Here is a 12,303-nt window from a genome sequence, read left to right on the forward strand (position 1 = left end):
GCATGCGCCGCTATGTGATCAAGCGACTGGCGCAGGCGGTCGGGGTGCTGTGGGCGGCGTACACGGTGTCGTTCCTGGTACTGAACTGGCTGCCCGGTGACCCGGTCACCGCGATGGCCAGTGCCGGGATGGACTCGGGGGACGTCGACCCGGCCCGGCTGGCCGCGCTGCGGCAGGAGTACGGCTTCGACAAGCCGGCGCCGGTGCAGTACGCCGAGCACCTCGGCCGGGCGGTGCGCGGGGACTTCGGCGACTCGGTGTCCACCGGGCGTCCTGTCACCTCGACGCTGGCCGGCGCGCTGCCGCAGACACTGCAGCTGACCGGCGCGGCACTGCTGCTCGCCGTGGTCCTCGGCGGCGGTCTGGCGGTGCCGGCCACCTATACCTCTCGGCGCTGGCTGCGGCAGCTGCTGCTGTCGCTGCCGCCGCTGGGGGTGTCCGTCCCGACGTTCTGGGTGGGGCTGCTGCTCGTCGAGACGTTCTCCTTCCGGCTGCATTGGCTGCCCGCGTTCGGCAACGACGGATTCACCGGGCTGGTACTGCCGGCGCTGACTCTGGCGGTGCCGACCGGCGCACAGATCGCGCAGGTGCTGGCCAAGAGCCTGCTCACCGCACTGGGCCAGGCGTATGTGGAGACCGCCCGGGCCAAGGGCGCCGGCCGGTGGCGGGTCCATCTGCGGCACGCGCTGCGCAACGCGTCCCTGCCGGCGCTGACGGTCGTCGGCCTGCTGGTGGGGCAGCTGATCGCCGGTTCGGTCGTCGTCGAGACGGTGTTCTCCCGCGACGGCCTCGGCCGCGTCACCGCGGCGGCGGTCACGGCCCAGGACATCCCGCTGGTCCAGGGGGTGGTGGTGTTCGGGGCGCTGATCTTCGTGACGACGAACCTGGTCATCGACCTGGTCTATCCACTCCTCGATCCCCGGATCGTGGTGACCTCGGACAGGAAGGCGGCCCTCGCATGAGCCAGAGCCTTGTCGACGACCCCGCCGAAGCGGCACCGGGACCGGCCCGCCCGGTCGCGGCGGGGCCGGAGCCTGACCCGGGGCACCGCGTGGAGGTAGGGCGGCTGCTGCGGTTCGTGGTGCGCCGCCCGGGGCTGCTGCTGTCGGTGGTCGTCCTCGTGCTGGTGGTGCTGGCCTCGTTCGTGCCCGGCCTGTTCACCTCGCAGGATCCGCTGAAGGGCGTGCCGTCGCAGAACTTCCGCGGCCCGAGCGGCAGTCACTGGTTCGGCACCGACGAGCTGGGCCGCGATGTGTTCTCCCGGGTCGCCCACGGCGCCCAACTGTCCCTGAAGGCAACCCTGATCGCCGTGCTGGTCGCCTTCGTGGTCGGCGGGCTGCTGGGGGTGGTCGCCGGGTTCGTGGGCCGCTGGGCGGACGACGTGCTGATGCGCTTCGTCGACGTGCTGTTGTCCATCCCCGCGCTGTTCATGTCCCTGGCCCTGGTCACCGCGCTGGGCTACGGCACGGTGAAGGTGGCGGTCGCGGTCGGCATCGCCGGTGTGGCCGGGTTCGCGCGGGTGGCGCGCGCGGAGGTGCTGCGGGTCCGGCAGGCCGTCTTCGTCGAGGCCTCACGCGCCGGCGGAGCGCGCTGGTACTCGGTGCTGGGCCGGCATGTGCTGCCCCATGCGGCGGGCCCGGTGATCGTGCTGGCCACCCTCGACTTCGGCTCCTCCATCCTGGCCGTGTCGGCGCTGAGCTTCCTCGGCTACGGGGCGCCCCCGCCGGCCCCCGAGTGGGGGACGTTGATCTCCGACGGTCGCAACTACCTCGCCAACGCCTGGTGGCTGACCGCACTGCCCGGTCTGGCGATCGCGGCGACCGTACTGGCCGCCAACCGCATCGCCCGCGCAATGGACGGCGAATGGTCCCGACAGCGATGACCGACGAACGGGAGAACGGTGAGGACGTGAGCACACCCCTGCTGGAGATACGCGGCCTGTCGGTGTCGTACCGCACCCGGGGCGGCACGGTCGAGGCCGTCCGGGGCGTGGACCTCGACGTGTGGCCGGGACAGGTGACGGCGGTGGTCGGCGAGTCCGGCTCCGGCAAGAGCACGACCGCGCACGCGATCACCCGGCTCCTGTCGGCGAACGGCAGCATCGACGCGGGCACCGTCCGCTTCGGCCGGCATGACCTGGCAACCCTGTCGGAGGCGGAACTGCGCACCGTACGCGGGGCACGCATCGGCCTGGTCCCCCAGGATCCGGCGGTCTCCCTCAACCCGGTCAAGCGCATCGGCGACCAGGTCGCCGAAGTGCTGCGCATCCACGGTCTCGCAACCCGTCGCTCGGCCCCCGCAGAGGCGATCGCCGTCCTGGACCGGGCCGGGCTGCCCGACGCGGGCGTCCGGGCCTGGCAGTACCCGCACGAACTGTCCGGCGGCATGCGGCAGCGCGCCCTGATCGCCATCGCCATCGCCGCCCAGCCGGAGCTGATCATCGCCGACGAGCCCACCAGCGCGCTCGACGTGACCGTGCAGCGGGTCATCCTCGACCATCTCCAGCGTCTCACCGAGGAGTCGGGCACCGCGGTCCTGCTCGTCACCCACGATCTCGGGGTCGCCGCCGACCGGGCCCAGCGGCTGGTCGTGATGTTCCAGGGCAAGGTCGTCGAGGCGGGCCCCACCCATGACATCCTCGCGAACCCCCAGCACGAGTACACCCGGCGCCTGCTGGCCGGCGCCCCGAGCCTGACCACCGCCCCTTCCCGCACGGCCGTCCCCGCACCGAAGGCGGACACGGCGCCCCTGGCCGAAGTGCGCAACCTGGTCAAGGAGTTCAGGCTGCCCCGCGCCGGGAACGGGGCCCGCACCCTGCGCGCCGTCGACGACGTCAGCTTCACCCTTCACCGAGGCGAGACCCTCGCCCTGGTCGGAGAGTCGGGCTCGGGCAAGTCGACCACCGCCCGCCTGGTGCTCCGGCTCGCCGACGCGACCGCCGGACAGATCCTCTTCGACGGCGCCGACGTCACCACCGCCAAGGGCGCCCGTGCCAGGCAGCTGCGCCGCCGCGCCCAGCTCGTCTACCAGAACCCCTACGCCTCGCTCGACCCCCGATTCCCCATCGGCGAGGTGATCACCGAGCCGCTGCGCGCCTTCAAGGTCGGCGACCGCGCCTCCCGGCTCGCCCGGGCCCGTGATCTGCTCGACCGGGTGGCCCTTCCGGCCGCGACGCTGGAGCGCCGCCCGGCGGAACTGTCCGGCGGGCAGCGGCAGCGCGTGGCGATCGCCCGTGCCCTCGCCCTCTCCCCCGACCTGGTGGTCTGCGACGAGCCGGTCTCCGCGCTCGACGTGTCCGTGCAGTCCCAAGTCCTGGACCTGCTGGCCGAGTTGCAGGCCGACACGGGCGTGGCGTACCTGTTCATCTCGCACGACCTGGCCGTCGTACGTCAGATCGCGCACCAGGTCGCCGTCATGAGGGCCGGCCGCGTCGTCGAGACGGGCCCGCCGGAGGAACTGTTCACCCGCCCCCGCCACGAGTACACCCGACAGCTCCTCGCGGCCATCCCCGGCGGCCGCGTCCCCATCCCCGCCGCCGACACCACCACGGGCTGAGGACCACGGCCGCAGGAGCACGTCGCGGTGCCGCATGTCATCAGCCCGCGTCACCGCGTCAGCCGTTGTCGCCCCGGGCGGTCTTGGAGAAGCCGTCCTGCCAGGCGGCCTTGGCCCCGGAGTCCCCGATCCGGTACACATCCACCACCGCGCCCGCGGCCACCCCGATACAGAGCACCGCTGTCACGACACGGACGGCCGTCGCGGACCGCGTCGCGGCCGGGCGGCTCGGTTCCCCCGACTCGACGTCCGCCGCGGCCGACCTGCGGGCCGTCCACCAGATCACCGTCGCCAGCACCAGCAGGCCCGCGGCCCAGGGGAGCAGCCCGTCGCCGAGTTCGGCATGCCTGCGTACCAGGGCGTTGCTGTCCACGTGCTCCTCCAGCCACTCGCCGGCCTGTGTGGCCAGGGGCACGCCGGCGAGCGTCACCAGTGCCAGCAGTGGCAGCACCACGCCCATGCGCCGCGCCGCGCTCGGCCATATCGCGCAGACCACGACGGCCAGTGCGCTCAAGGGCACGAGCACGATGACGAAGTGCACGATCAGGACATGTGCGGGCAGACCGTTGACGACCGTGAGGCTCATCGGGTGTTTCCTCCAGAAGGCGACCGTGCGGAGTCGGCGCGCGCACGGTCTCCCCGTGGCGGCCGGTACGGCGCGTCAGCCTGGCACAGGAAGCTCTCAGCTTCCTCTGAACCCCAGCAGCCCCTCCGCACGGCACGCGGCCGGGGCCCCTCCGGCACGCTCCCGCTCACGGCCTGGCTCGCACCCCGTCCCGCCCGGCCCGGCGCCCCCCGCACAGCGCGTGCGGAGCTTCAGGCTCGCTGCGGTCGCCCGTCCGAAGCGGTCCCGGCGGACCGCCCGGTCCACGGTCTCCGCCGCCGGAACCGGGGCCGTCCGGGGCAGCGCCGGCGGTCCGTTCGCCCGCTCACACGGGAACCGTGATGACGGGGCAGCGTGCGTGGTGGAGTGCTCCCTGGCTCACCGAGCCCAGGAGCATGCCCGTGAACCCTCCGTGCCCCCGGGTTCCCACGACCAGTCCGAGCGCGTGTTCCGAGGCTTCCGTGAGGACGTGCACCGGGTGTCCGAGGAGAACCTCGTGGTGCAGCTCCACGTCCGGGTACGTCGCGGTACGGCCCGCGACCGTCTCGGACAGCACACGGCGTGCCTCCTGCACCGCCGCGTCCTCGTCCACGACACCGAGGCGCGGCGGCTGCCACACGTACAGGGCGCGCAGAACCACGCCCCGCAGGGCCGCCTCCTGGAACGCCAGATCCACCGCGGCCGCCGAGTGCGGGCTGCCGTCGACGCCGACCACGAAGTACGCGGGCTCCTGGGTGACGTGCTCGGGCTCCGGAACGACCGCCACCGGGCAGGGAGAGTGGGCCACGAGGGGCAGGGCCACGGCGGCGGACGTGAGCATCTCCCGCCGTCGGCTGAGGTGCCAGGAGCCCACCACGACCAGGGAGGCCTCGCGCGCCTCCTCGCGCAGGACCCACGCCGGCTCCCCTTCCGCCAGCAGCGTCGACAGCTCCACCTCCGGTCGCCGGGACTCGACGAAGGCGACCGCCTCCGTCAGGATCTGGTCACCCAGCCCGTGCAGCGCCTGGTTCCACTCCTCCCAGGACGGCCGCACCTCACGCGACCGGTAGCCGCGGGTCGGCACGCCCTGGGCGTGCACCAGTCGCAGCGGTGCGCCCCGCCGCCCGGCTTCGTCGGCCGCCCAGGCGAGCGCGAGCCGCTTCGAGGGATCGGGGTCGACGCCCACCACGACCGGCCCGCGCCCGTCCGCACCAGCCATGACACCTCCAGGAGATCTCCGCGCCGCTGCACTCCCTCTCCAGCGTCGCCCCGGCCGACGAGTACCGCCACGCAACGCCTTCACCGCGCGGCGAGCGCCGAGTGGCCACTGCGGGCCGAACGGGGGGAGGCTGGAGGCAGGCGATCGAGGTTCCGGGCAGGCGGTCGGTCCTGGTCGCCGCGAAGGCCGCGACCGCGCCGGCCGTCCAGCGGATGGGAGAGAGCCCATGAGGGTCGGAGTGCTGACCGGCGGCGGCGACTGCCCCGGCCTGAACGCCGTGATCCGCAGTGTCGTCCGCAAAGGCGTCGACGCATACGGCTTCGACTTCGTCGGGTTGCGGGACGGCTGGTTCGGCCTGCTCCACGATGTCGTCCGGCCGTTGGACATCGCCAGGGTGCGAGGGATCCTCCCCCGTGGCGGAACCATTCTCGGCTCCTCCCGCACCAACCCGTTCGCCCACGAGGACGGACTGCGGCGCATGCGGGACACCCTTGCCGCGCACGACGTCGATGCGCTCGTCGTGATCGGCGGCGAGGACACCCTCGGCGTGGCCACCGAGCTGAGCCGCCACGGAGTCCCCCTGGTCGGCGTGCCCAAGACCATCGACAACGACGTCTCCGGCACCGACTTCACCTTCGGCTTCGACACCGCGGTCGGCATCGCGACCGAGGCCATCGACCGGCTCCACACCACCGCCGAGTCGCACATGCGCGCCCTGGTGGTGGAGGTCATGGGGCGGCACTCCGGGTGGATCGCCCTGCACGCCGGCGTCGCGGGCGGAGGCAACGTGATCCTCATCCCGGAGCGGCCCTTCGACATCGATCAGGTGTGTGAGCAGGTGAAGAGCAGGTTCAAGATCAACTATGCGCCGATCGTCGTGGTCGCCGAGGGGGCCGTCCCGAAAGAGGGGCAGATGGTCCTCAAGGACCAGTCGCGGGACGAGTTCGACCACGTGCGGCTGTCCGGCGTGGGCGAGTGGCTGGCCCGGGAGATCTCGGAGCGCACGGGCAAGGACGCCCGCACCACGGTGCTGGGGCACGTTCAGCGGGGCGGCACGCCCAGCGCCTTCGACCGCTGGCTGGCCACGCGCTTCGGGCTGCACGCCATCGACGCGGTCAAGGACGGTGACTTCGGCGTCATGGTCGCCTTGCAGGGCACCCGAATCGTCCGCGTCCCGCTCGCCGACGCCACGGCGCAGGCCAAACGCGTCGATCCTTCGCTGTACGACGAGTTCGAGGTGTTCTTCGGCTGACCGGAAGGGGGAACGCACGCGACATGGGAGACGGAAGCACTGGCCCCCTGAGCATGAAGCGGAGTTGATCGCCATGAGCCATGCGGTCGCCATGCCCGACAGTCCGGTCCGGGTCACCGCCCGGCTCGACGCACCGCTCTCCCGCTGGCTGTGGCTGGTGAAGTGGATCCTGATCATTCCGCACTGCGTGGTGCTGTTCTTCCTCTGGATCGCCTTCGCCGTGGTCACCGTGATCGCCTTCTTCGCCATCCTGTTCACCGAGCGCTACCCACGCCCCCTCTTCGACTTCAACCTGGGCGTCCTGCGCTGGAGTTGGCGCGTCGCGTACTACTCGTACGGCGCCCTGGCCACCGACCGCTACCCACCCTTCCGGCTGGGCCCGGAACCGGACTACCCCGCACGCCTGGACATCGCGTACCCCGAGCGTCTCTCGCGGGGCCTGGTCCTGGTGAAGTGGTGGCTGCTGGCCGTCCCGCACTACATCGTCATCGGCTTCTTCGTCGGTGGCCGGCACCTCGGCTGGTGGACGGGCGGACTGGTCGATGTGCTGGCCTTGATCGCCGCCGTCGTCCTGGCCTTCACGGGAAAGTATCCCCGGGACCTGTTCGACCTGGTCACAGGCTTGAACCGCTGGGTGCTCCGCGTCGCCGCCTACGCCACCCTGATGACGGACGTCTATCCGCCGTTCCGGCTCGACATGGGAGGCGCCGAGCCCGACGCCCCTCGGCCGCCGTCATGACCCACGCCCGACTCACGCCCCGACGCACCCGCCGACGGAGCCGTTCACGCGTCGGCCGACCGGCCCCGGTGTCGGTTCCCGGCCGTGCCTCCGGTACGGCCGCAGCCGCCGCACGCGGCCGGGGCCGCCGTGGAATAGTGGAGGAGACGGGAATCGCCCTTCCGTGATGGCCGGTGGCCTTGAAGGGAGGCAGTTCCGGTGTCCGTGAGCGCACTCGGGACGACGACCGTGACAGCGTTCGTCGAGGACGCCGCCACGGCTCCGTCGATGCACAACGCGCAGCCGTGGAGATTCCGGTTCCTGCGCGAAGACGGCGTGATCCAGGTGTACGCGGATCTCGAACGCGCCATGCCGCAGGCCGACCCCACCACCCGCGGTCTTCACCTGGGCTGCGCCGCGGCCCTGTTCAACCTGCGTGTCGCCCTCGCCCACGCAGGCTGGGCGGCGGCCACCGCGTTGCTGCCCGACCCGGCGGAGCCATGCCTGCTCGCGGTGGTGCGACCGACCGGCCCGGCGCTCACGGGAAACGGCGTCGAGGAGGATCTCGGCCCGCTGTATCCGGCGATCCGCCGCCGCCACACCAGCCGCCAGCCGTTCACCGACGAGGCGATGCCTCAGGCCATCAGGGACGCCCTGAGCGCCGCCGCGCTTCTGGAGGGGGCCCGGCTGCTCTTCCCCGACGTATGGCATGTGCACATGCTGCTGAGCCTGGTGCGCGACGCCGAGGGACGCGATGCCACGGATCCCGCGGCGGCCGACGAGCTGAGGCGCTGGACCCGGACGGGGCCGCAGACCCCGGACGCGGCGAACGACGGTGTGCCGGAGTACGCTTTCGGGCCTCGCAAGCTCTACGGCGCGGCGCCCGTGCGTGACTTCGCAGGCAGGAGCGTCATCCCGGGCCGTGCGGCCGCCGCGTTCGAGAACGCTCCTCAGCTCGCCCTGCTCGGCACCGTGAGGGACACGCCCAGGGACTGGCTCCTGGCAGGCCAGGCCATGGAACGCGTCCTGCTCCAGGCCACCCTCGACGGGCTGGCCACGTCCCTCACCTCCCAGGCGCTCGAATGGCCGGAACTCCGATGGACCGTGCGCGACCCACGGTCGGCGATGGGCTTCGTCCAGATGGTGCTCCGGCTCGGATACGGCCTCGCGGGCCCCGGCACACCGCGCCGCCCCGTGGACGAGGTACTGGAGATCGTCTGAGCCCCCGGATGAGGCCGGGCCACCTCGGGTCACCGGGGTTCCCGCTGTTCGGGGATCACCGCCACGGAGCGGTCGGCCTGCCGCAGACCGCCCCGACGACGGTACGACGCGTCCCGCCCCGGGCCCGGAGGCGGAGCGGCGTCTCTCGCGACCGGTCAGAGAAGCGTCGTCGTGGACGGCGGCCGTCGCTCCTCGTCCCCGGCCTCAGTCATGAGGGACGACGGCGACGGGGCAGCGCCCGTGGTGGATGGCGGCGTGGGCGACCGGTCCGAGGTGGGCCGCCCCACCGTGCCGGGGCGCACGCCGGCCCACGACCAGCAGTGCGGCGCCCGCGGAGGCCTGGACGCCGGCCTTGGCGGGGCTCACGAGACGGATGCTCTCGACCACGTCCACCTGCGGGTACTTCTCACGCCAGGGACGGAGCAGCATGCTCAGCTCGTGCTGCGCGTCCCGCGTCATCTCCTCGGTCACCTGGTGGTCCACGCCCCAGGGCACCCGCGCGTGGAGCGGCACGCTTCGGCCGTGTGCGACGAGCAGGGGAACGTCCCTGGCCGCCGCGGAGTGGAACGCGAAATCGAGCAGACCGTCACAGGAGCCGTTCAGCTTGACGGCCACGACCACACGGCCGGCGGGCGCGGGATCCGCTCCCCGGTCCCGTGCCGCGGCGCGCACGAGCACCACCGGGCAGTCCGCGTGTGCCACCACCGGCATGCTGACCTCGCCCATGAAGTAACTCTCGACGGACCCCATCCCGTGGGAGCCGAGCACGGTCATCTCCGACTCCGACGCCGCCTGGAGCAGGGCCTCGTGCGGATCCTTGGCCACGAGGCTCCCGACGACGGTCAGGCCCGGGTGGCGGGCCTGCGCCTCGGCGCGCGCCGTGTGCACGAGGCGCTTCGCCCAGTAGTTCTGGTCGACCTCGGATGAAGCGTGCGCGGGCTCCGGCGACAGCAGGGGCCACGCATGCAGCAGACGCAGCGTGAGCCTGCGCTTGTCGGCCTCGTCGGCGGCCCACCGGGCGGCTGCGAGACTTTCGGGTGAGCCGTCCAGGCCCACAGTGACGACCGGTTGCATGGCGGCGGCCTCCGTCTCGTTGCGAAGCGGCAGAAACGGCATACGACGGTGGACGAGGGTGTACGAGCCCGGCGGCGAACCCGACCGGAAGCCGCCGACGTGCCGAACACGCAGCTTCTCTCCTTCGAGAATCACTCCATCCCCTCCCCACCGCATGTGGAACCGGGCCGGATACCGGGCCCCGGGGAGCTTCGGCCCCATGCACCGGAGCCAACCGCCTCCGGCCGGGCTGCTCGGCATAGCCGCGGTGTGCGCGGCCGGCGATCCGTCGGCCGCGCACACCTGGTGCGACACGGCGCGCCCTGTCTCGGCCGCGCCGCACCCGGAGGGTCCCGGTATCCGCCCCCTCCCGCGGGACCGGGACCGTGATGGTCGGCCCGCCGCCCTGGGGTGCGCCCTCAGTCTCCGGGCGTCGCGCGGGCCGCAGGAGGGGCCGGAGGTCCCCGCCGGGAGCCGATCGGCCCCGGTGAAGGCGCCGCCGTCCGGCTCGGTGGGCCGGGCACGCCTGCCGCCGCCCGCGAGCCCGAGGGGAGTCGGGGACGACCGCGTCATGCGGTCCCGGCCGGCAGACGACCCGGGCGGCGCGGAAGGCGGCCGGCGCAGGCCGCGCACCGCGCGATCAGGATCCGCGAGGGGCGGGTGGCGTCCTTCCCGCCCGGTCGGTCGGGCGAGGGTTCGCCCTTCGTGCGGGCAGGCCCGCGTGACCTCTCGGGCGCGGGCGCCGGGCGCCTCGGCGGTTACGGCTTCCGCGCCGGCACGCACCAGGTCAGCGTGGTGCCGCCGCCCTGCGGACTGCCCAGTTCCAGCCGCCCGCCCAACTGCTCGGCGCGCTCGGCCATGTTGCGCAGACCGCTGCGGCGGCCGTCGGCGGGGATGCCCGTCCCGTTGTCCGTGACCGACAGCCGCACCTGCCGCCCGTCGGTGGCCAGCAGCACGTCGGCGCGGTCCGCGTGGGCATGCCGGGCGATGTTGGTCAGGGCCTCGGAGAGCACCGCCACCATGTGATCGGCGATCTCCTTCGGAACGTCGGTGTCCAGCAGGCCCTCCATCCGGACGCTGGGGGCGAAGTTGAGGACCGGCGCGGCTTCCCCGACCACCCGTACGGCACGCGCCCGGAGCCCGGCCTCTCCCGCACCCTCACGGGTGCGCAGGCCGAAGATCGTCGACCTGATGATCTTGATGGTTTCGTCGAGGTCGTCGACCGCGCGCACCACGCGCTCGGCGGCCTCCTCGTGCTCGATGAAACGGCCGGCGCTCTGGAGGGTCATGCCGGTGGCGAACAGCCGCTGGATGGCCAGGTCGTGCAGGTCGCGGGCGATGCGGTCGCGGTCCTTGAGCACCGCGACCTCCTCGGCGTCCGCACGGCGTTCCGCCAGCTCCATCGCCAGGGCGGCCTGTCCGGCGAAGGCCTTCAGCGGCTCGGTCTCCGTCGTCGAGAACGCCGGCCGGCCGGACTTGCGCGCCAGCAGGACCACCCCTCGTGGACCCGCGGAGCCCGTGCCGATGGGGACGGCCACGGCGGGACCCAGCCCGTCGAACCGCGGCGGCTCCATGGAGATCCGGTCGTCCTGGCCGACATCGGCGGTGGAAACCGACGAGGCGCGGGAGAAGGCCAGCCCCATCAGACTGCTGTCCATGGGCAGGACAAGTCCCCGGTGGGCCTCCGCGTCCATGCCGACGGCGATCTCCACGGCGAGCGCCCCGGTGTCCTCCATGGGCAGTGCGACCGCCGCCAGGGCGGACTGGGTGATCTCTCCGGCCCGCTCGGCGATCAGCCCGAGAACCTCCGTGCGGTCACTGCCGGACATCAGGCTGTGCGTGATCTCCGCGTTCGCCCGCAGCCACCGCTCCCGCAGCCGGGACTCCTCGTAGAGCCGGGCGTTGTCGATCGCGACCCCGGCCGCCACGGCGAGCGTCTGCGTGACCGAGACGTCCTCCTCGTCGAACTGGGCGCCGCCCCGCTTCTCGGTCAGGTACAGGTTGCCGAAGACGTGGTCGCGTACCCGGATGGGAACGCCGAGGAAGGTGTTCATCGGCGGGTGGTGGGCCGGGAAGCCGTACGAGGCGGAGTGGTCGGAGATCTTCGCCAGGCGCAGCGGTTCCGGATGCCTGATCAGCTCGCCCAGGATGCCGTGGCCCTCCGGATAGGGCCCGATCCGCGCTATCTGCTCGTCGCTGACGCCGACCGTGTGGAAGGCCGACAGCCGCCTGCCGTCCGGACCGATCACGCCGAGAGCCGCGTACTCCGCGTCGACCAGCGACGCGGCGGCCTCCACGATGCTGTGCAGGGCCTGCTCCAGATCCAGCTCCCTGCCGACCGACAGCACCGCCTCCAGCAGGCTGTGCACCCGGTCCCGGGTGCCGCGGGCCGCGTCCAGCCGTGCCTGCAGCTCCTCCAGCAGCTCGTCCAGTCGCAGCTGAGGCAGCCGTACGCGGGCCTCCTCGGAGCTTCCCACCCGCGCCCTCCAGGTCCGCTCAACGCTCGGACGCCCACCGGTCCGATCATGTGCCACGTTAGTCTCCGCCCGGAGCACGCGGTAGCGGATCGGGCCGAGTCCAAGGTTCCCCCGGACCGGTCCACCAGCCCCGGGGCGAGGACCGACAGCCGCTGCACCTCCGGTGGCGACGGTCCGACGCTGGAGCTGTCCCCAGCCCGTACCCATGACGGCCTGGGCATCCGC

General features: G+C 72.7%; 10 protein-coding genes. 6 read left to right on the top strand and 4 right to left on the bottom strand.

What is annotated here, in order from left to right; translation table 11 throughout:
* The first annotated feature begins 2 nt into the window (after window positions 1-2).
* The 3 genes from Sri02f_RS09595 to Sri02f_RS09605 are packed head-to-tail and all read left to right on the top strand — an operon-like array spanning window position 3 to window position 3,555.
* Window positions 3-962, top strand: a complete 960-nt coding sequence (locus Sri02f_RS09595; protein WP_109000670.1) for an ABC transporter permease — start codon at window positions 3-5, stop codon at window positions 960-962.
* Complete coding sequence (locus Sri02f_RS09600; RefSeq protein WP_109000671.1) at window positions 959-1,882, top strand: ABC transporter permease; 924 nt, start codon at window positions 959-961, stop codon at window positions 1,880-1,882. Before Sri02f_RS09595 ends, Sri02f_RS09600 begins: the two co-directional genes overlap by 4 nt.
* Window positions 1,879-3,555: a dipeptide ABC transporter ATP-binding protein gene (locus Sri02f_RS09605; protein ID WP_109000998.1), complete on the top strand. Its 1,677-nt coding sequence runs from the start codon at window positions 1,879-1,881 to the stop codon at window positions 3,553-3,555. Before Sri02f_RS09600 ends, Sri02f_RS09605 begins: the two co-directional genes overlap by 4 nt.
* 58 nt (window positions 3,556-3,613) lie before the next feature.
* On the opposite strand, the gene Sri02f_RS09610 is transcribed toward Sri02f_RS09605, so the two are convergent.
* Entirely contained in the window at window positions 3,614-4,141 is a 528-nt protein-coding gene (locus tag Sri02f_RS09610) for a DUF2231 domain-containing protein (RefSeq protein ID WP_109000672.1), read from the bottom strand.
* Between the two features lie 343 nt (window positions 4,142-4,484).
* Complete coding sequence (locus tag Sri02f_RS09615; protein ID WP_109000673.1) at window positions 4,485-5,357, bottom strand: universal stress protein; 873 nt, start codon at window positions 5,355-5,357, stop codon at window positions 4,485-4,487.
* Between the two features lie 226 nt (window positions 5,358-5,583).
* Between Sri02f_RS09615 and Sri02f_RS09620 the strand changes: the two genes are divergently transcribed.
* The 3 genes from Sri02f_RS09620 (at window position 5,584) to Sri02f_RS09630 (ending at window position 8,548) form a co-directional block, all read left to right on the top strand.
* Window positions 5,584-6,609 carry a 6-phosphofructokinase gene (locus Sri02f_RS09620; protein WP_109000674.1) on the top strand — a complete coding sequence of 342 codons (1,026 nt, stop codon included), beginning with the start codon at window positions 5,584-5,586 and terminating at the stop codon, window positions 6,607-6,609.
* Between the two features lie 73 nt (window positions 6,610-6,682).
* The gene (locus Sri02f_RS09625) at window positions 6,683-7,348 is read left to right on the top strand and encodes a DUF4389 domain-containing protein (protein WP_109000999.1); all 666 of its coding nucleotides are present in this window, start codon (window positions 6,683-6,685) and stop codon (window positions 7,346-7,348) included.
* 198 nt (window positions 7,349-7,546) lie between these two features.
* Window positions 7,547-8,548, top strand: a complete 1,002-nt coding sequence (locus Sri02f_RS09630) for an Acg family FMN-binding oxidoreductase (protein WP_373865081.1) — start codon at window positions 7,547-7,549, stop codon at window positions 8,546-8,548.
* Window positions 8,549-8,752: 204 nt separating this feature from the next.
* On the opposite strand, the gene Sri02f_RS09635 is transcribed toward Sri02f_RS09630, so the two are convergent.
* Together Sri02f_RS09635 and Sri02f_RS09640 are read right to left on the bottom strand one after the other, a co-directional pair.
* Entirely contained in the window at window positions 8,753-9,622 is an 870-nt protein-coding gene (locus Sri02f_RS09635; protein WP_109001001.1) for a universal stress protein, read from the bottom strand.
* A gap of 737 nt (window positions 9,623-10,359) precedes the next feature.
* Window positions 10,360-12,078, bottom strand: a complete 1,719-nt coding sequence (locus Sri02f_RS09640) for a sensor histidine kinase (protein WP_109000675.1) — start codon at window positions 12,076-12,078, stop codon at window positions 10,360-10,362.
* Window positions 12,079-12,303: the final 225 nt, after the last annotated feature.

Source organism: Streptomyces rishiriensis, assembly GCF_003112535.1.
In the GTDB taxonomy this organism is placed as follows: domain Bacteria; phylum Actinomycetota; class Actinomycetes; order Streptomycetales; family Streptomycetaceae; genus Streptomyces; species Streptomyces rishiriensis.